General features: G+C 30.2%; 21 protein-coding genes. 19 read left to right on the top strand and 2 right to left on the bottom strand.

What is annotated here, in order from left to right; genetic code table 11:
• Nucleotides 1–8 precede the first annotated feature (8 nt).
• From CC89_RS01850 to CC89_RS01800, 11 genes are all read left to right on the top strand, one after another.
• Complete coding sequence (locus tag CC89_RS01850) at nt 9–1,283, top strand: glycosyltransferase (RefSeq protein ID WP_035288364.1); 1,275 nt, start codon at nt 9–11, stop codon at nt 1,281–1,283.
• A 61-nt stretch (nt 1,284–1,344) separates the two neighbouring features.
• Nucleotides 1,345–2,574 carry a nucleotide sugar dehydrogenase gene (locus CC89_RS01845; RefSeq protein WP_035288362.1) on the top strand — a complete coding sequence of 410 codons (1,230 nt, stop codon included), beginning with the start codon at nt 1,345–1,347 and terminating at the stop codon, nt 2,572–2,574.
• Between the two features lie 16 nt (nt 2,575–2,590).
• On the top strand, nt 2,591–3,730 hold the full coding sequence (locus tag CC89_RS01840) for a glycosyltransferase (RefSeq protein ID WP_035288358.1): 1,140 nt from the start codon (nt 2,591–2,593) through the stop codon (nt 3,728–3,730).
• Nucleotides 3,731–3,894: 164 nt separating this feature from the next.
• Entirely contained in the window at nt 3,895–4,443 is a 549-nt protein-coding gene (locus CC89_RS01835) for a nitroreductase family protein (protein ID WP_035288356.1), read from the top strand.
• Nucleotides 4,444–4,658: 215 nt separating this feature from the next.
• Nucleotides 4,659–6,101, top strand: coding sequence for an oligosaccharide flippase family protein (locus tag CC89_RS01830; RefSeq protein ID WP_051931394.1), 1,443 nt, complete (start codon nt 4,659–4,661; stop codon nt 6,099–6,101).
• A 168-nt stretch (nt 6,102–6,269) separates the two neighbouring features.
• Nucleotides 6,270–7,136, top strand: coding sequence for a DMT family transporter (locus CC89_RS01825; protein WP_185750638.1), 867 nt, complete (start codon nt 6,270–6,272; stop codon nt 7,134–7,136).
• Nucleotides 7,137–7,257: 121 nt separating this feature from the next.
• Nucleotides 7,258–8,781 (top strand): histidine ammonia-lyase, encoded by a 1,524-nt coding sequence (gene hutH, locus CC89_RS01820; RefSeq protein ID WP_035288352.1) that lies wholly within the window; start codon nt 7,258–7,260, stop codon nt 8,779–8,781.
• Between the two features lie 51 nt (nt 8,782–8,832).
• Nucleotides 8,833–9,729: a glutamate formimidoyltransferase gene (ftcD, locus tag CC89_RS01815; protein ID WP_035288350.1), complete on the top strand. Its 897-nt coding sequence runs from the start codon at nt 8,833–8,835 to the stop codon at nt 9,727–9,729.
• Between the two features lie 371 nt (nt 9,730–10,100).
• Nucleotides 10,101–11,363, top strand: coding sequence for an imidazolonepropionase (gene hutI / locus CC89_RS01810; RefSeq protein ID WP_353600865.1), 1,263 nt, complete (start codon nt 10,101–10,103; stop codon nt 11,361–11,363).
• A 25-nt stretch (nt 11,364–11,388) separates the two neighbouring features.
• Nucleotides 11,389–12,018: a cyclodeaminase/cyclohydrolase family protein gene (locus CC89_RS01805; protein WP_035288348.1), complete on the top strand. Its 630-nt coding sequence runs from the start codon at nt 11,389–11,391 to the stop codon at nt 12,016–12,018.
• A gap of 17 nt (nt 12,019–12,035) precedes the next feature.
• The gene (locus tag CC89_RS01800; RefSeq protein ID WP_035288346.1) at nt 12,036–13,196 is read left to right on the top strand and encodes a CD0519/CD1768 family membrane protein; all 1,161 of its coding nucleotides are present in this window, start codon (nt 12,036–12,038) and stop codon (nt 13,194–13,196) included.
• 327 nt (nt 13,197–13,523) lie between these two features.
• On the opposite strand, the gene pdaA is transcribed toward CC89_RS01800, so the two are convergent.
• Nucleotides 13,524–14,540 carry a delta-lactam-biosynthetic de-N-acetylase gene (pdaA, locus tag CC89_RS01795; RefSeq protein WP_035288344.1) on the bottom strand — a complete coding sequence of 339 codons (1,017 nt, stop codon included), beginning with the start codon at nt 14,538–14,540 and terminating at the stop codon, nt 13,524–13,526.
• 156 nt (nt 14,541–14,696) lie between these two features.
• On the opposite strand from pdaA, the gene CC89_RS01790 reads away from it, so the two are divergent.
• The 7 genes from CC89_RS01790 (at nt 14,697) to spoVAE (ending at nt 20,235) form a co-directional block, all read left to right on the top strand.
• A complete protein-coding gene (locus CC89_RS01790; RefSeq protein ID WP_035288343.1) occupies nt 14,697–16,457 on the top strand; it encodes an Eco57I restriction-modification methylase domain-containing protein in 1,761 nt (586 codons plus the stop codon).
• 225 nt (nt 16,458–16,682) lie between these two features.
• Nucleotides 16,683–17,018, top strand: a complete 336-nt coding sequence (gene spoIIAA, locus CC89_RS01785; RefSeq protein ID WP_035288342.1) for an anti-sigma F factor antagonist — start codon at nt 16,683–16,685, stop codon at nt 17,016–17,018.
• Nucleotides 17,019–17,034: 16 nt separating this feature from the next.
• Nucleotides 17,035–17,466 carry an anti-sigma F factor gene (gene spoIIAB / locus CC89_RS01780; protein ID WP_035288340.1) on the top strand — a complete coding sequence of 144 codons (432 nt, stop codon included), beginning with the start codon at nt 17,035–17,037 and terminating at the stop codon, nt 17,464–17,466.
• A 9-nt stretch (nt 17,467–17,475) separates the two neighbouring features.
• The gene (sigF, locus tag CC89_RS01775; protein ID WP_035288338.1) at nt 17,476–18,231 is read left to right on the top strand and encodes an RNA polymerase sporulation sigma factor SigF; all 756 of its coding nucleotides are present in this window, start codon (nt 17,476–17,478) and stop codon (nt 18,229–18,231) included.
• A 139-nt stretch (nt 18,232–18,370) separates the two neighbouring features.
• Nucleotides 18,371–18,844, top strand: coding sequence for a stage V sporulation protein AC (gene spoVAC / locus CC89_RS01770; protein ID WP_035288336.1), 474 nt, complete (start codon nt 18,371–18,373; stop codon nt 18,842–18,844).
• A gap of 13 nt (nt 18,845–18,857) precedes the next feature.
• Complete coding sequence (gene spoVAD / locus CC89_RS01765) at nt 18,858–19,883, top strand: stage V sporulation protein AD (protein WP_035288334.1); 1,026 nt, start codon at nt 18,858–18,860, stop codon at nt 19,881–19,883.
• The gene (gene spoVAE / locus CC89_RS01760; protein ID WP_035288332.1) at nt 19,876–20,235 is read left to right on the top strand and encodes a stage V sporulation protein AE; all 360 of its coding nucleotides are present in this window, start codon (nt 19,876–19,878) and stop codon (nt 20,233–20,235) included. Before spoVAD ends, spoVAE begins: the two co-directional genes overlap by 8 nt.
• Before the next feature lie 381 nt (nt 20,236–20,616).
• Here the strand turns inward: spoVAE and CC89_RS01755 are convergent, their stop codons facing one another.
• Entirely contained in the window at nt 20,617–22,920 is a 2,304-nt protein-coding gene (locus tag CC89_RS01755) for a transglycosylase domain-containing protein (RefSeq protein ID WP_081896926.1), read from the bottom strand.
• A gap of 247 nt (nt 22,921–23,167) precedes the next feature.
• Here CC89_RS01755 and yunB point away from each other — a divergent pair, with 247 nt between their 5' ends.
• Nucleotides 23,168–23,791, top strand: coding sequence for a sporulation protein YunB (yunB, locus tag CC89_RS01750; RefSeq protein ID WP_286161273.1), 624 nt, complete (start codon nt 23,168–23,170; stop codon nt 23,789–23,791).
• Nucleotides 23,792–23,941 lie beyond the last annotated feature (150 nt).

The raw sequence follows: 23,941 nt of genomic DNA, 5'->3' as shown, positions 1-23,941 counted from the left end.
AGGGACGTATGAATATATTATTTATAGCTTGTTATGCACCATTTATAAATAATTCAGCAGCTATAAGGACATTGCAGTATTTAAATAAAATATCTAATACAAGTGGATATACAGTACATTTGCTGACTGTGAATTTTCCTAAGGATTCCATATATTATGATGAAAATTTAGCTGGTATGATAGCTCCTGAGGTTAAAGTACATTTAATAGATGGTGGAATAATATTTAATAAATTTATGCCCAGAAAGTCCGCTAATAATGTATCAAGAAATGTTAAAAAGAGTAGTAAAAATAAATTTTTAAGAAAGATTAAAAATTATTTAGCTACACCAGATATGTATATAAGATGGGCTAATAAAGCTGCTAAATTTGGGATAAACCTTATGGAGAAGGAAAAGTTTGATGTGATTTTTTCAATGCATGAACCTCCCTCATCACATATATGCGCTTATAACATAAAGAAAAAGTTTAAAAATGTAAAATGGATAACTTATTGGAGTGATCCGTGGTTAAAAGATTCTACGAGAGAAAATAGTTTTTGGTTAAAAAAATTGATAGAGAAAAATTTAGAAAAGAAAGTAGTTAAGCTAAGCGATAAATTTTTATTTGTAACAGAGCCTAATAGGATTGATTATATAAAAACGTATAACATTCCAGATGAAAAGACAAATATAGTTTCTAGAGGATTTGATTTAGGATTTTATACAAAAATTGAGGAAAAAGCTCCTCCTAAACTCATACAGAAGGATAAAATTAATTTTTTATATGCAGGAGAGATTTTTTCTAAGTTGAGGGATTTAAAGCCTTTTATCAATGCGTTAAATAAATTAAAATCCAATGATATAGATTTATATAAAAAGCTAAACATATTGTTTTTTGGAAATATAGATGATGAGGCTATAAAAAACGATTTAGATAATATAGATGTGGTAACGGTTAATGGACGTATTTCCTATAATAAGGTTGTAGAGTATATGGTTAATTCAGAAGTATTATTGTTATTTGGAAATAAGAACTCTAAACAAATTCCAGCTAAAATATATGATTATTTTGGCACTAAAGCTAAAATAATAGTTATATATGGAGATGAATCCGATCCAATAAAAGAGTTGGTTGAAAATAATGATAAATGTATATGCATTAATAACAGTGAGATTGATATACATAATACTTTAAAAAGTATAGCAAAAGAAAATAAGGAAGAAATAGTTGTAAATAGAGATTTAAATTATGAGTGGAAGAATATAGTTGAAAAGTTAATAGAAATTATTGAAGAAAATTAATTTTAGGATTATTATATATTAGTGATATATGTTGTAATAATAATAGAAATGAGGTAATACGATGGGAGTATTAAATATTATAGGATTAGGATATATTGGATTGCCTACATTACTAATGTTTGCATCTCATGGAATAGAGGCTGTAGGAACAGATCTGAATATAGAACTAGTAGATAAATTAAATAAAGGGGAGCTTACTTTTAAAGAGGAAGGGTTAGATTTAATTTTTGAACAAGCTATAAATAAAGGGGTAAAATTTTCTAATGAATATTGTTCCACTGATAAGTATATTATAACAGTACCTACTCCTTATATGGAGGATAGTAAAAAAATAGATGTAAGTTATTTAGTAACGGCAACTAAAAGTGTATTAGAGGTATGTAAGAAAGGTACTATATTAGTTATTGAATCTACCATATCCCCAGGGACTATTGATAAGTATGTAAAACCTTTAGTTATTGAAAAAGGATTTGAGATAGGAAAGGATATACATATTGTTCATGCTCCAGAGAGAATAATACCTGGTAAAATGGTTTATGAATTACTTAATAATTCAAGAACTATAGGGGCAGATGAAAAAAGTATAGGAGAAGAAGTTAAGTCTTGGTATAAATCCTTTTGTAAAGGAGACATAGTTGTTACTAGTATTAAAGTGGCGGAAATGTCTAAAGTAGTAGAAAATACTTATAGAGACATTAATATAGCTTTTGCAAATGAATTAGTTAAAATATGTTACAAGGAAAATATAGATGTTTATGAACTTATAAAAATTGCTAATATGCATCCGAGAGTTAATATATTAACTCCTGGTCCAGGAGTTGGGGGACATTGTATTTCTGTAGATCCATGGTTTTTGGTAGGAGATTACCCTGATATAACTAAAATAATTTTATCTGCCAGGGAACAAAATGATTCTATGCCTGAATATGTGCTAAACAAAACAATGGAAATTATGAAGGAAAATGACATAGATGATTTCGAGAAAGTTGGTTTCTACGGTATTACATATAAAGAAAATGTAGACGACACAAGACAGAGTCCAACACTACAACTTATTAAACAACTTAAGAAACGTAATATTAGAGGATATAAAGTGTATGATCCTATGGTTAAGAAGGCAAAAGTTGATTTTCAAGTTATGGATTTAGAAAAATTTTTAGAAGGATTAGAAATAGTAGTGGTGTTAGTTGGACACGATGAAATAAAGTATAATCAAGAGTTATTGAAAGATAAAATTGTGTATGACACTAGAAATGTTATACAAAAATCAAAGAAGTTATATAAACTTTAAAAAGGAATGAAGTTAAATGCATGTTATGTTTGTACCTTCATGGTATTCTACACCTAGAAATAAGGTTCATGGTAGTTTTTTTAAAGAACAAGCACAAGCTTTAGCTGAACAGGGGGTTAAAGTAACTGTAGCTTTTAATGAAATATGGCCTTTAACGTTACTTGGAAAAATAAACGATAAAAAAGGTATTAGTATACAAAATGAAGAGGGATTAAAAACCTATAGATACAAAAACTATAATTATTTACCTAAAAATCCTCTTATGTTTATGTTTTTTAATAAAAGATTAGAGAAATTGTATAAATTGATTTCAGAAAGAGAAGGCAAAATAGATTTAATTCATGCTCATTCATCACTATGGGGAGGCATAAGTGCAGAATATATAAGTGGTAAATATAATATTCCGTTAGTTATAACGGAACACTCTTCTATAACCTATAGTAAATATTTGAAGCCAAGCTACAAAAAGTATGTTGTGAATTCTTACAAAAATGCTTCTAAATTGATTGCAGTTGGTGAAGGGTTAAGAGAAGAGTTGCGTGATTTAACAAAAAGAAATGAAGTAGAGGTCATTCCTAATTTAGTGAACCTAGAATTATTTAAACCCATGAAATTAGAAAAAAACAATGAATTTACTTTTTTTTCATTAGCTTTTCTAGAAGGGGAAAAGGGAATGGATACACTTATAAAATCCTTTGCTAAAAAATTTAAAAATATTAATGCTAAATTGGTAATAGGTGGAGATGGTAGTCAAAAGAAGCAATTAAAGGAATTGAGTAATAATTTAAATGTAAGTGATAAAGTAGAGTTCTTAGGGGCGCTAACAAGAAAAGAAGTAGTAGTACAGATGAATAAATGTGATTGCTTTGTATTAGCATCTAAACATGAAACTTTTGGTGTGGTTTATGTTGAAGCATTAGCTTGTGGGAAACCTATAATAGGTACCTATAATGGTGGCGCTGATGGAATAATAAACAGCGAAAATGGATTGATTGTTCCAATTGATGATGAAGAAAAGCTATCAAATGCCATGTTAGAAGTTATGAAAAATTATTCTAGTTATGATTCAAAAATTATTAGAAACAATTGTGAAAATAAGTATTCTAAACAAAACATAGTTAAAAATATAATTAAAGCATATAGTGAAGTATTATAGGTTTTTCAATAAAAACATTAGATATGAAAAAGATGAAGTAAAAGTTCGAATAAATTATTAAAATGATTATCCCACAAAAAGTATTACATTACTTGAATTATTAGAATAATAAAATACTAACCACGCATACTAAAGTTAATACAAAGAAATAGGAGTGTGGTTATATGGATTTTTATTCAGTTATAGAAAATAGAACTAGTATAAAGGAATTTAATAGTACACCTATAGATAGGAGTAAGCTGGATAGAATGATAAATGCAGCTATGATGGCACCTTCTTGGAAAAATAATACGTCATATAAAATTATAATAGTGGATAATGATACTACAAAATCACAATTAGCATCCACGGTTAAAAATAATACGGATGATGCAGCTGAGTCAATGCAAAGGGCACCAGTAGTTTGTGTTATTGTAGCAGATCCTAATATGTCTGGTGTAGTAAACAATCAACAATACTATTTAGTAGATAGTGCTATAGCAATGGAACACTTTATATTAGCAGCAGCTAACGAGGGCTATGGAACTTGCTGGATAGGTGCTTTTGATGAAAATAGCGTAAAAAGTATTTTAAATGTGCCAAGTAATTATAGAGTAGTTGCTATGACTCCTGTTGGTGAAATACAACAAGATAAAAAGCATTATCAAAAGAAAGATGTAAGAGAATATGTATTTACTAATTCATGGCAGCAACCATATACAGAAAATAAATAGTAGATTTTAAAAATGAACACGACAACACTTTATTTTAAAGTGTATGTTGTGTTTTTCTATTTAATATTTAAAAATTATTTGTAAAGATTTATATAGTTAATAGATTGTAAAAAACATATAAATATTGGACTTTAGGACTAAATAGATATATAATTTGTATGGTATAATCAATGGATAAGCATTTTATAATTATAATTTAGATTTGGAGGAACCTTATGGAGGCAGGTAGTGAAAAAGAAGGAATTAATAATTTTCTAAAAAAATTTGCGGGGTTTTCTGTTGGTCCTATAGTTTCTGCTATATTAAGTTTTTTAATAGTACCGATTACTAGTTATTTGGTGTCACCGGATGATTTTGGTAAATCTGCAATGTATACTATGGGGTATACTATAAGTTCTCTTTTTATATTTTTAGGATTAGACCAATCATTTGTAAGAGAATATAATGAGCAGGAGAATAAGAGTAATTTGTTTTGGAATTCTTTAATAGTTCCATTAATTTTTTCTTTTATACTTGGAATCATATACATAGTTTTCTATAAACCCATATCTATTTTGATGTTTGATTCAGTAGAAAAGTATACAATAAATATTCTTGCATTTTCCCTTCCTTTTGCTGTAATAGATAGATTTAATCTTTTAACTTTAAGAATGGAAGAAAAAGCCAAGATATATTCTTTATTTAATATATTAAGTAAACTTTTAGTACTTTTTATAATGATTCCATATTTATTATTTATTGATAAAAGTTTTAAGGGAATTATAAATTCAAATTTTATAAGTTTAGTAGTTTTGTGTGTACTTGAAACTTATTTTTTAAGAAAGGTTTGGAAAACAAGATTTAATATCAATAAAAAACTTATAAATAAATTATTCAAATTTGGTTTACCACTAGTTCCAGCTACTATAATAAGTTGGTTTTTTAGTTCTATGGATAGAATAGCATTAAGACAATGGGGTACATTTAATGAAATAGGATTGTATTCCGCAGCTTTTAAGATTGTTATGGTTCTTGGAATAATACAACAAGCATTTTGTACATTTTGGACACCTACTGCATTTAGATGGTATAAAGATAATGTGCCTAATGAAAAATATATGAAGGTAAGTGATATGGTTATGAGTATAATGGTTGTATTATTTTCCTTTATAGTATTATTTAAAGACATAATTATAAAAATACTTTCTCCTAAATATGCTGATGCAAATGTAATAGTTCCATTTTTATTATTTTTGCCTATAATGTATACTGTGTCTGAGACTACCACTTTAGGTATCTCTTTTTCTAGAAAAACTTCATATAATATTATAATATCTTTGGTGTCAGCAGTTACAAATTATATTGGTAATTTTTTACTAGTGCCTAAATTTGGAGCTATGGGAGCTTCTATATCAACAGGAATAGCATATTTGGTGTTTTTTTGGATGAGAACATTAATTTCTAGAAGACTATGGTTTAAGTTTGATTTAAGGTTTTATGCTATTAATTCAATTATGATGGTAATATTAGCTACTGCAAGTATTAGATTAAATAATATAATTATAAATATTGCAGTTGTTATATTAATATTATTTGTAAATAGAAAGTATATACGAGATATTTTAAAATATGCCAAGTCTATTTTAGTTAATGCTAAATTTAGAAGGATTAAAAATTAATTTACAAAAAGATAAACTGTCAATGAAACTTACTAATTGTAGTGTTTCTTGAGAGTTTATTTTTATGTATAAGAAAAAACTGAAAATTATGTACATTTCTAAGACATGATCCCCAAAACATGATACAATTGTGGAGGAAAAGAATAATTTTAGGGAATGGGTGGAATTATGTTTAAAAATGAAAAATTTAAGGGGATTTTTTATCTTGTAATATCATCCTCGGCTTTTGGAGTAATGCCTATAATTACAAAATTTGTTTATGCTCAAGGGGTAAGTACTTATAGTCTTCTTTTTTATAGATTTTTGTTTGCTGGCATTATTTTAGCTATTTATACTATTTTAAATAGGGTAAATCTAAAGGTTAGTTTAAAGGGATTTTTAATTATAAGCATTGTATCTATACTGGGATATGCGCTTACAGCAGTAACATTATTTACATCTTATAAATATATATCTGTTGGACTAGCTACCATGATATTGTATACTTATCCTGCTATAGTGACAGTACTGGATTCTATTTTATATAAAAATAAGATGGATAGAAAAAAAGTAATATCCTTGGTCATGTGTTTTGTAGGATTGTATTTTTTGGTGTTTAACAAGTCTGTGGATTTAAATGCAAAGGGAATACTTTTAGCATTTTTATCAGCTATATTTTTCTCTATATATGTGATGGGAGTATCACATAAGTATGTTAAAGATATAAATAATTATGTAATGACAGAGTATATTTCTTTTATTGCTGGCTTGTTTATTTTTTTAATCGGAGTATTTAATGGTGATATGAACCTTAGTATAAATTTTATTAGCTTTATGTACATAGTGGCTCTTTCGCTTATATCCACAGTAATAGCTCTCATAACCTTTATAAATGGGGTGAAAATAGTAGGGCCATCTAAGGCAGCCATATTAAGCACATTAGAGCCTATAGTTAGTTTAATACTGGGAGTACTTATATTAAAAGAAAGCTTTACATTTAATACTGCTTTAGGAAGTTTATTTGTAATAATAGGTGTTATTATTTTATCAAAGTAAAGCGATAGTACATTGAATAAATTCAGAATATTAAGACGAACAGAAATAAAGGTTTAAGAGAAAAAATATAGAATAGTATTAATAATTTGAAAAATAATATAATACTGGGGGTAAGGGAAACATGGAAAAGATAAAAATAAACGGCAACATATTGACTTTACAAGAAGTTATAAAAGTATCTAGGGAGAATTATGAAATAGAATTAGAGGAAGAAGCAAAAGGAAAAATATTAGACTCAAGAAAAATAATTGATGATATTGTGGAAAAAGAAAAAGTTGTATATGGTGTTACTACAGGATTTGGAAAGTTTTCAGAAGTTAGTATAACTCAAGATGACTGCAAAACACTTCAAAGAAATTTGATTATATCTCATGCTTGTGGCTTTGGAGAAAGCTTTTCTACAGAAGTAGTAAGAGCTATAATGCTTTTAAGAATAAATGCTCTAGCAAAGGGATATTCAGGCATAAGATTAGAGACATTAAATACACTTATAGATATGCTTAATAAGGGAGTGCACCCTGTAATCCCTGAAAAAGGTTCATTAGGAGCTTCTGGAGATTTAGCACCACTTGCACATATGGTTTTACCAATGCTAGGAGAAGGTGAAGCTGAATATAAGGGACAAATACTTCCAGGAAAAGCTGCAATGGAAAAAGCAGGTATAAAAACTATTGATTTAGTGGCAAAAGAAGGACTTGCTCTTATTAATGGTACTCCAGTAATGACTGGTGTTGGTGCTATATCTTTATATGATGCAATAGATCTTATAAAAACAGCAGATATAGCATGTGCATTATCTGCAGAGGCTTTAAGAGGAATAACAGATGCTTATGATTTAAGACTACATGTAGTAAGACCACATGAAGGACAAATCAACACTGCAAAAAATTTATTAAACTTAACAGAAGGAAGTACTTTTGTGACAAGACAGGGAGAAGTTCGAGTTCAAGATGCTTATACTTTAAGATGTGCACCTCAAGTCCATGGAGCTAGTAAAGATGCTGTAAATTATGTAAGAGAAAAGGTTGAGATAGAAATAAATTCTGTTACAGATAATCCTATAGTTACAAGAGAAGGAGATGTAATCTCAGGAGGAAACTTCCATGGACAACCTATGGCATTAAGTTTTGATTTCTTAGGTATAGCTGTATCTGAAATAGCTAATATATCAGAAAGAAGACTTGAAAGACTTATAAATTATCAATTAAATGATTTACCACCATTCCTTGTAAAACATGGCGGATTAAATTCAGGATTTATGATAACTCAATATGCAGCAGCAGCTCTTGTTTCAGAAAACAAAGTGTTGGCTCATCCAGCATCTGTAGATTCAATTCCATCTTCTGCAAATCAAGAAGATCATGTTAGTATGGGAACTATAGCTGCAAGAAAGAGCAGAGAAATATTAAAACATGCTCAAAGAGTACTAGCTACTGAAATTTTAGCAGCTTGTCAAGCTATAGATTTTAGAGAAGGATTTACTTTAGGAAAAGGAACTAAACAAGCTTATGACTGTGTAAGAAAGCATATAGACTTTATAGAAAACGATATTGTTATGTATAAAGAATTAGATAAATGTACTGAACTAGTGAGTAGAGGAGAAATTTTAAAAGCTGTAGAGGAAAAAGTTGAAGTTTTGTATTAGATTTAAATTAGCCTTTGGCTAAAATATATAAATTATAAGGAGGATTCATATATGGCTAGATTAGTTGAATGTATACCAAATTTTAGTGAGGGTAGAAATAAGGAAGTAGTAGAAAAGATAGTGGATGCTGTAAGAAAGACAGAGGGAGCTAAACTATTAGACTACTCATCAGATGCAAGCCATAACAGAAGTGTTGTAACATTTATTGGAACTCCAGAAGCAGTAGAAAATGCCATGGTAAATATGGCTGAAAAAGTTTATGAAAACATAGATATGAGAAATCATAAGGGAGAACATCCAAGAATGGGAGCTTTAGATGTGGTGCCTTTTGTACCTATAACTGGAGTGACTATGGAGGAATGTATAGAAATAGCAAATAGGGTTGGAAAAACTATAGGAGAGAAATTTAACATACCTGTATACCTATATGAAAAGGCAGCTTCAAGTAAAGGAAGAGAAAATTTAGCAACAGTAAGAAAAGGACAGTATGAAGGATTCTTTGAAAAAATAAAAGATGCTGATTGGAAACCAGATTATGGTCCATGTGAAGTAAATGAAAAAGGCGGCTGCGTGGCAATAGGAGCTAGAGTTCCACTTATAGCTTATAATATAAACTTAGATACAGATAATGTAGAAATAGCTGATAAAATAGCTAAGGTTATAAGACACTTAGGTGGCGGACTTAGATATGTTAAGGCACTAGGTGTTAAAATAGAAGATAGAAACATGGCTCAAGTATCAATAAATGTAGTAGACTATCAGAAAACAGCACTATACAGAGTCTTTGAAATGGTGAAAATGGAAGCTAGAAGATATGGTGTTAATGTAATTGGTAGTGAAGTAATTGGATTAATACCAATGGGAGCTATATTCCAAACTGCAGAATATTATCTACAATTTGAGAATTTCTCAACAGAACAAGTGCTAGAAACTAGAATTTGGGAATAAACTGCAAGCTAAATGATATGTAGAATTATACTAAGTTAAAACACTAGATTAATTAATCCCCAGTGGATCAGTCGTCAGTAACCTTGTGTTAGGAGATGGGGGACTAGAGACTGGGGGTTTTTTAGTGTGCTAGTGGGCTAGTGTGCCAGAGGGCTAGGAAATAGTGGGCTAGTTTGCTAGAGTGCCAGTGTGCTAGTGGTTGTTTGTCAGTGAGCTAGAGTGATAGGAAGGGGAAAGGGTAAATAGTAGGGAATAAAGAAAAAGAACAAATAAAAAATAAAGAGTATTTTAGTGGTGATTGAAGAGTGACGACTAGTATTTGGGAAGTGCTGATTAGTGATTGGATACTAAATAAAAGGAGGTAGTAAGAATTGTATATTATTATAAAAAACATAGATTCTTTGGTTACTTGTGCGGGAAGTTATAGAAAAATTAAGGCTGAAATGAAGGATGCTAAGATTATAGAAAATGGATATGTGGTTATTGAAGGAGAAAAAATATTAGAAGTAGGGCAGGGAGAAGGCTATAGCAAATATTTAAAGGAAGAATGTAATGTTATAGATGGAAAAGGTAAAACTGTTACTCCAGGACTTGTGGATCCACATACTCATGTAGTTTATGCAGGATCTAGAGAAAAAGAACTTCCATTAAAGCTTCAAAAGGTAAGTTATATAGAGATATTAAAAAATGGTGGAGGTATACTAAGTACTGTTAGAGCTACTAGAGAAGCAAAGTTAGAAGAGATTTATGAAGAAGCTAAAAAAAGAATGGATTTAATGCTATTACACGGTACTACCACTGTAGAAAGTAAATCAGGATATGCTCTAGATTTTAATGGGGAAATAAAAATGCTTGAAGTAAATAAAAAATTAAATCAAAATCATCCCATGGATGTGGTATCTACTTATTTGGGTGCTCATGCCATTCCTCAGGAATATAAAGAAGATAGAGAAGGATATATTAAGCTAATGAAGGAAAAAATAATTCCTTATGTAGTGGATAATAATTTGGCTGAATTTATAGATTGCTTCTGTGAAGAGGGCGTCTATACTGTAGAAGAAGCAGAGGATATTTTAACTTATGGATATTCAAAGGGATTAAAAATAAAAATACACGCTGATGAAGTAGAATCTATAGGTGGAGCAGAGCTGGCAGGAAAAATAAAAGCTACTTCTGCAGAGCATTTGGTGGCAGCTTCTGATGAAGGAATAAAGGCTTTGGCAGATAATGGAGTAGTGGCAGTATTGCTACCATGTACCTCTTTTTATCTAATGCTTAAAAATTTTGCAAGGGGAAGAGAAATGATAGAAAAGGGAGTTCCAGTGGCTTTAGCTACAGATTGCAATCCAGGTACTTCTCCTACAGAATCTATGCAGCAGGTTATGACTTTTGCATGTTTTGGCATGGGAATGCTTCCAGCAGAGATAATAAATGCTATGACTATAAATGCGGCTTGTGCTATAAATAAAGAAAAGACCATAGGTAGTATAGAAAAAGATAAAAAAGCTGATATATGTATATTCAACTCTAAAAATTTAGAGTATTTAATTTATCATTTTGGTGTAAATTCTATAGACAAGGTTATAAAAGATGGTAAAATAGTAGTTGAGGATGGAAAAATTTCATATATGTAAAATTAATTTAGGGGGAAGATAAGGTATGGAGCTAAAAGATTTTATTGAAGAATTAAGCTCAAACTCACCAGCACCAGGTGGTGGAAGCATTTCGGCACTATGTGGTAGCTTGGCTAATGGGCTGGGTAGTATGGTGTTTAATTTAACAATAGGTAAAAAAAAGTTTAATAATTATGAAAAAGAGATTCAGGACACTATAAAAGAATCATTAGAAAAAGTTAGTGTTCAAAAAGAAGAGTTTTTAAAACTTATGGACAAGGATACAGAGGCATTTATGAAAGTAATGAAAGGGTTTAAAATGCCTAAGGACACAGAGGAGAACAAAAAAATTAGAAATGAAAAAATACAAGAAGCATATAGGGAAGCTGTTTTGGTTCCTTTAGAAGTGGCAGAAAAATCATTGGGAACCTATGAACATATACTAATTGCTTGCAAATATGGTAATAAAAATGCCATTACAGATGCAGGAGTAGCATGTCTCTTAGCTGGCACTTCAGTACAAGGGGCTATACTAAATGTAAAGATTAATTTATCTAGCATTGAAAATAACGATTACAGAAATAAAGTAAAAAGTAGATGTGATGAAATACTTAAAGAAAGTGAAGTTAAAAAGCAAGAAATAATGAAAATAGTAAATGGCATAGTTGAATCTTAATTAGTTGGAGGAATAAAATGGAGAATAATAAAAAATACAAAAAGGCCATAAGTTTAGAGGGAGCAATATTTTCAGCTTTATTTATTTTATTTTTTTATTTTTTAGGAAGTAAAATGGGAGTAGTTAATATGTTTAATACTCTTATGAAAACAGCGCATGATTTACTTTTAAATACAGTGTTTTTTATAATGGGTATAGCAGTATTAGCAGGAGCTATTGCAGCTCTTTTTTCAGAATTTGGGGTGGTATCTGTAGTTAACAAGGTATTATCACCTTTAATGAAACCACTATATGATTTACCAGGAGCAGCTACTTTAGGAATCTTAACAACTTATTTATCGGACAACCCTGCTATAATAACTTTGGCACAGGATAAAGGATTTAAAAGATATTTTAAAAAATATCAAATTCCTGCATTAACTAATTTGGGTACAGCTTTTGGAATGGGTCTTATAGTTACTACATTTATGATAGCTCAAAAATCGCCTATAGGAGAAAGTTTTATAGGGCCAGCTTTGATAGGAAATTTAGGAGCAGTAGTAGGAAGTATGGTAAGTGTAAGAATAATGCTTCATTTTACTAAAAAAGAATATGGTACGGAAGCCATGGCATTAGAAACAAAATCTGATGATGGAGTAGATTTAATAAATTACAGAGAGATAAGAGAAGGCAGTGTAGGTGGAAGATTTTTAGAAGCTATGCTTGAAGGTGGAAAATCAGGAGTGGAGATGGGGGTAGCAATAATACCTGGAGTTGTTATTATATGTACTCTTGTACTTATGCTTACTAAAGGGCCAGGTGCTGCTGGATATACTGGTGCAGCATATGAAGGAGTTCCTGTACTTCCTTGGATTGGGGACAAACTAGGATTTATACTTAATCCATTATTAGGATTTAAAAATTCACAAGCTATAGCATTCCCAGTTACAGCTCTTGGAGCAGTAGGAGCAGCTATAGGGTTGGTGCCAGAGTTCTTAAAGAATAATTTAATAGGCGGAAATGAAATAGCAGTATTTACAGCAATGGGTATGTGTTGGAGCGGATATTTAAGTACTCATGTAGCTATGATGGACAGCTTAGATTGTAGACAACTTACTGGAAAGGCTATATTAAGTCACACCGTAGGAGGACTTTGTGCTGGGATATTTGCACACTTCCTTTATGTTCTAATATTTTAAGTTAAGAGATAAGAAGAAAGAGGTAAGAAGTAAGAGGTAAGAAGTAAGAGGTAAGAGGTAAGAAGTAAGAGGTAAGAAGTAAGAGGTAAGAAGTAAGAAGTAAGAGGTAAGAAGTAAGAGGTAAGAAGTAAGAAGTAAGAGGTAAGAAGTAAGAGGTAAGAAGTAAGAGGTAAGAAGTAAGAGGTAAAAGTTAAAAAGAAGGTTTGCTGTGCAAACCTTCTTTTTAACTTTATTATTTACACTTTATTATTTACACTAAATATTAGTTAGTTACTAATATTTAGTGCTGAATATAAGGTTATAAGTACTGTGTATTGATAATTAATGTTAAGGATTGGAAATTTGTGACTGCGCTGGTAATTCATCTAAAGATTTAAAGGTATAGCCTTTAGCCTTTAAGTCATCTATAACATCACCAAGTACTTCTGTATTGGTTTTTGAAACCGCATGAAGAAGATACACAGCCCCTGGGTGAACTCTTTCCATTATAGTTTTTTTAGCTAATTCATGTGAAGGTTGAGAAGCTGGTTCCCAGTCTCTATAGGCAAAGCTCCAAAATATAGTTTTATACCCTAAATCTTTTGTGCGTTTTAGAGAAATTTCACTAAATTTCCCCATAGGTGGCCTAAAATATTTAGGCATATCCTTTCCAGTTAAGTCCTTAAATGCTTTTTCACATCCCAAAAACTCTTTCTTAAATTTTCCCTCATCACTTATAGAAGCCATTGATGGATGAGTAGTAGAGTGATTACAAACTAAGTGACCTTCTTTTACCATCCTTTTAACCAATTCTTTATTAGAATTTATATAAGGTGTGGTTACAAAGAAAGCAGCTTTAACATTACATTTCTTAAGTACATCTAGTATTTTTGCAGAATAACCATTTTCATATCCTTCATCAAATGTAAGATATATAATTTTTTTCGAAGTATCTCCTAAATAATAAGCATCATATTTTCTTAGCATAGGTGCGCCTTCATCTATACATCTTGGTGGAATTTCATCTTTTCTAGGCATGAAATACCAGTTAAGCTCCTTTGAAGTGAGATTGTTAGATAAACCTTGTTTAGGGTTATTTTTTTCTGGTTCTTTATTTTTTTCAGCAGGAGTAGTGGTTTCTACTGTATTAGAGTCACTATCTTTATTATTTTTATCAGCTTTATTTTCAGTAGAAGATTTATCATCTTCATTTTTTTTATTAGCATTGGATTCAGGTATTTTATCTTCCATGATATTATTAGATTGCTTGTTAGGAGAATCCTTTGAAGCTACATTTCCTTTGCAGCCGCAGAGAGATAAAATTAATATGGTTATGATACAAACAGAAATAAATCTCTTTTTCATATTTTAAATCACCCCTAATATATGATATACTTTTATAAGTTCATTTAAACTAAGTATACACTAAACAGTAAATTTATTGAACTTAAAATGTACTTATAGTATTTGATATTATGTAGAAAATTATTAATAAAGCTTTTACAAGGAGAAGGAATAGGCATGGAAAATTTGGTGAAGAGTATAGACGAAATATATAAAATAGTACTACAGCCTATAGATATATTATATAAAATGCAGGCGATGGATTACTATAGAAAAAAGTTGAAATTAAGTGAAGAAGACAGCTTTGGAGATGTTTATAGCAAAGCTTTGAATAAAAAAAAAGTTAATGGAGTTGTTTATACGCCTAAAGAAATAGCTCAGTTTATAATACGGAAAACTATAACTGAAAGTGACATAGTAAACAATCCATTTTTAAAAATATTAGATCCTGCCTGTGGCTCTGGTAACATACTTATACCATGCTTTTTTTACTTGAAGGAAATATATAATAAAAATTTATTGAATATAAATAAGAAACATAATTTAAATTTAAAAATTGATAATGTAAATGAGCATATTTTAAAATATAATTTATTTGGCTACGATATAGATAAGGAAGCCTTGAAAATACTTATTATAGATATATTTCATTTAACTAATATGATCTTAGAGAATATAGAAAATAAGGATTTTTTAATGGGTAATGTAGATTCCAAATTTGGAGTTATTTTAGGAAATCCTCCTTATATAGGTCAAAAGAGTATAGAGAAGGGTTACTCTAAAAGATTAAAAGAAGAATATCGAGACATATATAAGGATAAGGGTGATATATCCTATTGTTTTTTTAAAAAAGCATTAGATATACTGGAAGTAGAAGGTAAAGTAAGTTTCATAACCTCTAGATATTTTTTAGAATCTCTTAGTGGAGAAGAGCTTAGAAAAGTTTTAAGGGAAATGTGTTATATAAAAGAAATAGTAGACTTTTATGGAATAAGGCCTTTTAAGAATGCAGGAGTAGATCCACTTATAATATTTTTACAAAATAAGAGGCTTCTGGACTATGATATAAAAGTAATTAAACCAGTTCAAAGTGTTGGAAAAAATAAAAAAAGATTTTATCAGTCTCTTTTTTATGGTGAAGATGATTTTTATAAGGAATTTTATTTAAATAAAAATTTACTTAACAATAAGGGATGGATTTTAAGAGATAGTAAGGAAAGAGGAATAATAAGCAAAATTGAAGAAAAAAGTTTTACAAATTTAAACAATATATGTAACAGCTATCAAGGGATTATAACTGGTTGCGATAAAGCCTTTGTAGTTACTAAAGAAGACATAGAAAAAGATAATATAGAAATTAGTTTAGTAAGACCCTGGATAAAAAGTAGCCATATTAACAAATTTAAAGTAGAGCCAAGTGAAAAATACTTGATATATTCAGATCTCATACGTAAAGAAGAAGAAGCCCCTAATGCTATAAAACATATAGGTGAATTTAAACAAAAGCTTATGAATAGAAGAGAATGCAAGAATGGGATTAGAAATTGGTATCAATTGCAGTGGGGAAGGGTGCCAGATGTTTTTGAAGGTAAAAAGATAGTATTCCCATATAAGTCTAATAAAAATAGATTTTCTTTAGATACTGGCAGCTTTTTTAGTGCTGACATATATTGTTTAACCTTAAAAGAAAATGTACCATTTACATATGAGTATCTACTATTCTTATTAAATAGTAAGGTATATGAGTTTTATTTTAAGACTTTTGCTAAAAAGCTTGGAGAAGATATATATGAATACTATCCTAATAATTTAATGAAATTATGCATACCCACTATGACAAAATTTAAAAATGAAGAGGAATTGTATGATTTTTTTGAGTTCACTGAAGAAGAGAGAAGGTGCCTGGCACCTACCGAATTAGGTCGAAAAATGGAATAAATAAAGTTAGGCAAATAGGAAAATAGTGTGCTCACTTGCACACTATTTTTTATGGAATAGGAAGAAGAAGTTTTAGACATTGAATAAATTTAAATTAAAATAGTATTTAGAAAGTTTTTTTATAGAAAAAGAAGGAAAATAATCAATAATATAGAATGTAAACTATATACTTTTGTGTAATATTTGTAAAATTGCATTTAAATATACAAGTATGGAGGGGTATAAATGTATTTAAAATTCGATAAGGTGGGAGATACGGTTATAGCTTATATGATGGGTGAACTTGATCATCATAGTGCTGAAGAAGTTAGAAATAAAGTGGATAATAGGCTTGATGTGGAAAGGGTAAATAACCTGATAATGGATTTTTCCGGGGTGACGTTTATGGATAGTTCTGGCATAGGAGTAGTAATTGGTAGATATAAAAAACTCAATAGGAATGGCGGAAAGGTATTTGTAACAAATGTGACAGGAGCTATTAAGAGGGTATTTCAATTATCTGGCATGTTCAAAATAATAAATTTATACAATAGCATAGAAGAAGCAATAAATAATATTTAATTATGGAGGGATTGTAATGCAGGATAATATGATGAAAATAGAATTTTTAAGTAGATCGGAAAATGAAAGCTTTGCTAGAGTTGCAGTATCAGCATTTGTATCACAGCTAGATCCTACCATTGAGGAGTTAACTGATATAAAGACAGCTGTTTCCGAGGCTGTTACTAATTCTATAATTCATGGATATGAGAATAGTAAGGAAGGTATAGTTAAAATAGAAGGGTATATAGAAAAGAATTCATTTACAGTAGTAGTAATGGATGAAGGAAAAGGCATTGAAAATCTAGAGTTAGCTATGCAGCCGTTATATACCTCAAGACCAGATTTAGAAAGATCAGGCATGGGATTTACTGTGATGGAAACCTTTATGGATTCATTAGAAGTGCATTCTGAAAAGGAAAAAGGTACCAAGGTAATAATGAAAAAAGTTTTTAGATCTTTAAGTTAGGTGAAGCTTATGGAGAATAATAATATAAATAAAAAAGATAATATTTATGAGGATAATGACGAGCTTATAAGATTAGCTCAACAGGGTGATAAAAAAGCTTTAGATGAAGCTGTAGAAAATAATCTGCCATTGGTATCGGCTGTAACAAAAAGATTTATGAATAGAGGATATGACTACGAGGATATATTTCAAATAGGTTGCATTGGACTTATTAAATCCATTAATAATTTCAATCTGGAATTTAATGTTAAATTTTCTACCTACGCAGTTCCTATGATAATGGGGGAAATAAAAAGATTTATAAGGGATGACGGAATAATAAAAGTAAGCAGGAATGTAAAAGTACTAGCTCAAAAAATTCATTATGATAGAGAAAAGTTAACTAAAAAGTTAGGAAGAGAACCCACTATACAAGAACTTTCAAATTACTCAAAGGTGGATAAGGAAGAAATTTTATTTGCAATGGAATCTGCTAGTAAGCCACAATATTTATATGATGTAATTCACCAAGATGATGGTTCACCAGTTATGCTTATAGACAAAATCGGAGAAAAAGGTGAAGAAGATAAGGATATTTTAGATAAGCTATTGTTAAAAGAAGTTTTAGGTGAGCTTAGTAAACGTTCTAGACAAATAATAATTCTTAGATATTTTAAAGATAAAACCCAGGTAGAAGTTGCTAAAATGCTAGGAATAAGCCAAGTACAAGTTTCTAGAATAGAAAAAAAAGTATTAAAAATATTAAAAGAAAAATTATCTCAATAAGGTATGGTGTTACTACCTTATTTTTTTTGAGCTTTTAAGTAAGTTTAAAAAAAATAATATTGCAAATAATAATATTAAGACAATAATATAGGAAAGGCTAGTATCATAAGGGTATTTTGCAAAGAAAGGAAGGATAATTATGGGCAAGGTTGCAGAAAATAAAAAGGAAGAAAGTGTTAAGAAAAAATTTCAGGAGTTATCAAAAATAGAAAACCCAAAATCGGATATGTTAATGCATTGTATAAGAGCTTTTATAATTGGAGGACTGATTTGTGATATAGGACAATTTTTTTATAATTATTTAGAGAAATTTGGACTTCCTAAAGAAGAAATAGGCACCTGGGTATCTATAATAATGATATTTATAGGGGCTTTATTAACAGGCATAGGTATTTATGATAAATTAGGTGAATATGCTGGAGCAGGTACTGTAGTCCCTATAACGGGCTTTTCTAATTCTATAGTTTCTCCTGCTATGGAGTTTAAAAAAGAAGGCTTTGTATTTGGGGTAGCTGCTAAAATGTTCACTATAGCAGGTCCAGTATTGGTGTATGGTATAGGTTCATCTGTAATTGTGGGAATTATATATTATTTTATAAATTATTTTAAATAGGTGGGTGTTTTATATGAATAAAAGAGTAGGTATTCAAACAGTAAGGTTAGAGAATAAACCCAGAATCATATCCACAGCAAGTATAGTAGGACCTAAGGAAGGAGAAGGTCCTTTGAGGGAATACTTTGATACAATTCTTCAAGATGATCTAAATGGAGAGGACAGTTATGAAAAAGCAGAAAAAAGTTTGCTATACAGTGCTATAACTGCAGCTATAAAAAAAGCTAATTTAAAAGAACAAGATATAAATTATTTATTTTCTGGGGATTTATTGAACCAAACAATTTCATCTAATTATGCAGCTAGAGATGTGGATATACCCTTTATAGGTTTATATGGAGCCTGTTCCACCATGGCTGAATCTTTGGGACTGTCATCGATGATTATAGATGGCGGTTTTGCTAACTATGCTGTGGCATCCACATCATCTCACTTTTCATCAGCAGAAAGGCAATTTAGGGCTCCACTAGAGATGGGATCTCAAAGGCCACCTTGCGCTCAGTGGACTGTAACTGGCTCAGGGGCCATGGTACTGGGAACAGAAGGCAATTTCCCGTATGTAACCTATGTAACTAGTGGAAAGGTTAAGGATTATGGTATAAAGGATGCTAATAATATGGGAGCAGCTATGGCACCTGCAGCAGTGAATACTATAAAGCAACATTTTCAGGATACTGGCAGGACTCCAGATGATTACGATTTAATTGCTACTGGGGATTTGGGAAAAGTTGGCAAGAAAATAACTGCAGAGTTAATTAAAGATTATGGTTATGATATAGATAAAATTTATATAGATTGTGGAGATGAAATATATAATGCTGAGGAGCAGGGAGTTAATGCGGGAGGTAGTGGGTGTGGATGTTCTGCAGTAGTAGCTTGTGGATACATATATAAAAATTTATTAAGTGGTAAGCTTAAAAAAGCATTGTTAATTTCCACAGGAGCACTTATGAGCCCTACAGCATCTTTTCAAGGTGAAAGCATACCAGGTATAGCTCATGCAGTAGCTATAGAATTTGGAGGGATAAAAAATGAATGATTATATAAGTGCTTTTTTAGTGGGAGGGACTATTTGTTTAATAGCTCAGATTTTAATGGATAAAACTAAACTTACACCTGCTAGAATATTAGTTAGTTTTGTAACTGTAGGTGTTATATTAGGAGCTTTAAATATATATGATTATGTAATGGAGATAGGAAAAGAAGGCGCGGCAATACCCTTGCCTGGTTTTGGATATAATTTAGCTAAGAGTGCCATAAAAGAAGTAAATAAAGTAGGACTTTTAGGTGCATTTACTGGTGGTATAAAGGGAAGTGCGGGGGGCATAAGCGCTGCAATAGTTTTTGGATATATAATGTCTATAATATTTAATCCTAAGACTAAAAAGTAACGGAGATGGTAAATGAGCAGCAATATAATATTATAAATAAATATCAGATCGGCACATTCAAATAAATAACAAGTTAGTATGCTAGCCTATTTTGCGTTATACTTCGTCAGTAGATCCCGCCGATAGTCCTACTAAAGGCAGAATCTAATTCCTTGTGTGACACAAAATATACTAGCAACTTTGACTTGTTGTTTGTTTTCATGTACATAATGTAAATTTTGCGTTAGAAAATAAGGCTTACATGAAAAAGAAGCTAAAAGTAGTAAATAAAAAGCCAAGGAAAAATTTTGAGATTCTTCCTTGGCTTAGATTTTAATCATCTTATTAATTTTAAAGCATTTTATTAATTATTACCAAACACCATTACAAGATTTGTTGTCACTATGGGTTATTATTAGGGCTAGGGGGAACAACAGGCTTCTCTTCTACAGGGGGAGGAGTACCTTTTTCATTTTCTTTTTTATCTTTATCTTTATCTTTATCTTTATCTTTGTCATTGCCTTTGTTTTTATCTTTATCTTTATCCTTATCTTTATCTTTATCTTTCTCTTTATCTTCCTCAGGTTGTTTAATTTCTGCTTTGTGAACATCACAGAATTCTGTAGGAGCTGTTCCAGCTAAGAATAATTCAGTGAAGGTTTTTCCTTCCTTCAAACAATAAGGTCCAACTATCTTTCCAGATGCGGCACAAACTGTAACTTCTTGAACACCAGAAGGTTTTTGTATATTTTTAAAAGGTAAATCATTATGAGCGTATTTCATAATTCTTCCCCATAATAGTGCTGCATCGTTACTTCCTAGTCTTCTACCTAAGCCTAAGTCGTTAATTACAGTATTTTTATCATCACCTATCCACACAGCTGCAGAATAGTAAGGAGTAAGACCAGCAAACCAAAGGTCTTTAGCAGCAGTGGTAGTACCAGTTTTACCACGAGCCATAGCACTGAAATTTGCATTAGTACCCCAGGTTGTCAATGGTTCTTTTAATAAATCATACATTATATAAGCTGTAGCAGGTGAAATTACTTTTTTAGTTTGAACTTTGTTTTCCAAAAGAACTTTTCCATTTCTGTCCACTACTTTTCTATAGGCTTTAGGTTCAGTGTATAAACCTTCATTTCCAAAAACACCATAAGCAGCAGACATAATCATAGGAGTAGTTCCTTCTATTTCACCTAGAGATAGGGCTGCAATACTACTTTTATCAGTTGTTGTTAAATTTAAACCGAATTTTTCTGCGTAGCTAGCTCCAGTTTTTAAGCCTATAACATCTTCTACTTGAGCAGCTATAGTGTTTTTAGAATATTTTAATCCAGTTCTAAGAGAAATAGGACCAGAATATGAATTGGGTGAGTTTTTTGGATCCCAGTTTTGATATTTATTTTTAAAATCTTCTGGTAAGTGATTATCATTTAAAACTGATGCACTTGTAAGTAATTTTGTATCTATAGCAGGAGCATAAACAGAAATAGGTTTTATACTAGAACCACAAGGATTTAGCTGAGCAGTAGCTCTGTTTGTAGACATAGCTGGTTGGTCACCTTTTCCGCCTACTATAGTTTTTATTTCTCCTTTATGATAATCCATTAATACAGCAGCAGCTTGAGGCTGTGAAATATTATTTTTATTAATAGATCTTATATTAAGTAGTTTATTCATATCATTTATTACATTTTGGGTGTTATCCTGTAAATTCTTATCCATAGTGGTATATATTTTAAGACCACCTTGCATAAGTAATTTATTTACTTCGTTATCATTGTATCCATAAGTTGATTTTAAATCGTTCTTAACTTGTTTTATAACTTCTCTAGAAAACCATTCATATTGCATTTTATGAGAATTATTAGAAGGATTAAACTTCAATTTCCCTTTATCAATATCATTTATTGCTGTGGTATATTGTTCATTAGTTAATTTACCATTTTCATGCATTTTATTTAAAACAGTTTTTGTTCTATTTAAATAAATTGAAGGGTTCTTTTTTGATGTAGGTGAAAAAGCATCATAAACAGAAGGACTTTGAGTAACGCCAGCTATATAAGCTGATTCTAGTAAATTTAGGTCTTTTACATTTTTACTAAAGTACTGTTCAGCCGCAGCACCTACGCCCCTAGCACCTCTTCCTAGATAAATAGTATTTAGGTAAGCTTCTAATATCCTATCTTTTGATATAGAGTTTTCTAGTTGCATAGCCAAGTATATTTCTTGAACTTTTCTTTTTAGTTTTACTTCTGGTGTTAACATAGAGTTTTTTATAAGCTGTTGAGTTATGGTAGAAGCACCTTGTAAGTTTTTATTGCCTGTAAGTTTGCTTTTAATATCAAATAATACAGCACCCATTATTCTTTTAGGGTCGATACCCTTGTGTTCATAAAATCTCTCGTCCTCTATACTTATGAAAGCATTTCTTAAGTTTAGAGGGATTTCATTAAATTTAACGGGAGAGCTTTTTTCTTCAGTAAGTATATTATCCATAAATTTATCTTTGTCATCATATAATTTAGATGTTTCACTTAAAGCAAATATTTGTTTTACATCTAATGAAGGTGTTGTTTTAACCATAGCTAATAGTATTCCACCAAAGGCTACTGAAGCCAATAAAATTAACAACAAAATAGATAATAACACCAATTTAAATACTCTTCTGCCCCTTTTTTTAGCAGATTTCTTCTTCTTGGTCATAAAATATCCTCCTTGAGAATCAAAATTTAAGTATTATTTATTAGTTTATTATATCACAACATTTTATTTTATAAAATCTAAAAAATCATATATAATTTTTAATTAATTTTAAAATAGCATATTGAAGTTTTCTATTAAAATTTAAAAAATATATATAATTCTTAATTATATATATTAATCATATAGATTAAATATAGCTTATGTAAGGAGGAAAAATAAAATAAAAGCAAAGACGAAATTCAAGATTTTGTTTGTGATATTTATAATAATTACTTTTTTCATTATTTTTATATATGCATTTGATAAGATTGTAATGCCTACTGTTTTAGTGGTTGCAGATTCTGAGATGAAAGCTAAAGCTACTGAAATTATAAATAGTTCTATAATACAAGAGTATTCCAAGGATTTTAACTATGATGAAGTTATTAAAGTTCATAAAGATAATGATGGAAATATTGTTATGATGAAAGCTGATACGTTAAAAATGAATAAAATAGCATGTAGTGTGGCGTTGGATTCACAAAAAAAATTAAAAGATTTAGGGTATGTGGGAATTAAAATTCCTGTTGGTTACATAAGTAAAAATAATATAATCTCTTATTTTGGTCCCAGTATAACTGTTAAGATGCAACCCATAGGGCATATAGAAACTAAGTATCTGTCAAAATTTGAAGGTGCTGGGATAAACCAAACTAGCCATAAAATATATGTGCAGGTAAATACAAAGGTTAGGGTAATAATACCACTTAAAAGTAGTGAAATAGAGGTGAAACATGAGGTGCCTATAGCAGAAACTATAATAGTGGGTAAAGTACCAGGCACTGCCATACAGATGGATTTAGGGGATGCCGGATTTAATATGGAAAACTAAAATAACTTCTAGTGTCTAATGCTTAATCCGTAATTTTTATTTATTATTTAAGTTACTACTATCTTTAAGTGCTAAGTAGTAATTAGGTACTCGTAATAAGGCCCACGGGCCTTATTTTTTAACCTAGTACCGATATCTAAAAAGTTATTA

Source organism: Clostridium sp. KNHs214, assembly GCF_000744935.1.
In the GTDB taxonomy this organism is placed as follows: domain Bacteria; phylum Bacillota; class Clostridia; order Clostridiales; family Clostridiaceae; genus Haloimpatiens.
This window is presented reverse-complemented; position numbering and strand designations above follow the sequence as displayed.

Coding starts and splice junctions, on each gene's coding strand:
- CC89_RS01790 (WP_035288343.1), top strand. CDS start 14,697: ATGGAAAATTTGGTGAAGAGTATAGACGAAATATATAAAATAGTACTA.
- spoIIAB (WP_035288340.1), top strand. CDS start 17,035: ATGCAGGATAATATGATGAAAATAGAATTTTTAAGTAGATCGGAAAAT.
- CC89_RS01835 (WP_035288356.1), top strand. CDS start 3,895: ATGGATTTTTATTCAGTTATAGAAAATAGAACTAGTATAAAGGAATTT.
- CC89_RS01850 (WP_035288364.1), top strand. CDS start 9: ATGAATATATTATTTATAGCTTGTTATGCACCATTTATAAATAATTCA.
- CC89_RS01805 (WP_035288348.1), top strand. CDS start 11,389: ATGGAGCTAAAAGATTTTATTGAAGAATTAAGCTCAAACTCACCAGCA.
- CC89_RS01845 (WP_035288362.1), top strand. CDS start 1,345: ATGGGAGTATTAAATATTATAGGATTAGGATATATTGGATTGCCTACA.
- spoVAD (WP_035288334.1), top strand. CDS start 18,858: ATGAATAAAAGAGTAGGTATTCAAACAGTAAGGTTAGAGAATAAACCC.
- pdaA (WP_035288344.1), bottom strand. CDS start 14,540: ATGAAAAAGAGATTTATTTCTGTTTGTATCATAACCATATTAATTTTA.
- CC89_RS01840 (WP_035288358.1), top strand. CDS start 2,591: ATGCATGTTATGTTTGTACCTTCATGGTATTCTACACCTAGAAATAAG.
- CC89_RS01830 (WP_051931394.1), top strand. CDS start 4,659: ATGGAGGCAGGTAGTGAAAAAGAAGGAATTAATAATTTTCTAAAAAAA.
- CC89_RS01755 (WP_081896926.1), bottom strand. CDS start 22,920: ATGACCAAGAAGAAGAAATCTGCTAAAAAAAGGGGCAGAAGAGTATTT.
- CC89_RS01825 (WP_185750638.1), top strand. CDS start 6,270: ATGTTTAAAAATGAAAAATTTAAGGGGATTTTTTATCTTGTAATATCA.
- ftcD (WP_035288350.1), top strand. CDS start 8,833: ATGGCTAGATTAGTTGAATGTATACCAAATTTTAGTGAGGGTAGAAAT.
- hutH (WP_035288352.1), top strand. CDS start 7,258: ATGGAAAAGATAAAAATAAACGGCAACATATTGACTTTACAAGAAGTT.
- spoVAC (WP_035288336.1), top strand. CDS start 18,371: ATGGGCAAGGTTGCAGAAAATAAAAAGGAAGAAAGTGTTAAGAAAAAA.
- sigF (WP_035288338.1), top strand. CDS start 17,476: ATGGAGAATAATAATATAAATAAAAAAGATAATATTTATGAGGATAAT.
- CC89_RS01800 (WP_035288346.1), top strand. CDS start 12,036: ATGGAGAATAATAAAAAATACAAAAAGGCCATAAGTTTAGAGGGAGCA.
- spoIIAA (WP_035288342.1), top strand. CDS start 16,683: ATGTATTTAAAATTCGATAAGGTGGGAGATACGGTTATAGCTTATATG.
- spoVAE (WP_035288332.1), top strand. CDS start 19,876: ATGAATGATTATATAAGTGCTTTTTTAGTGGGAGGGACTATTTGTTTA.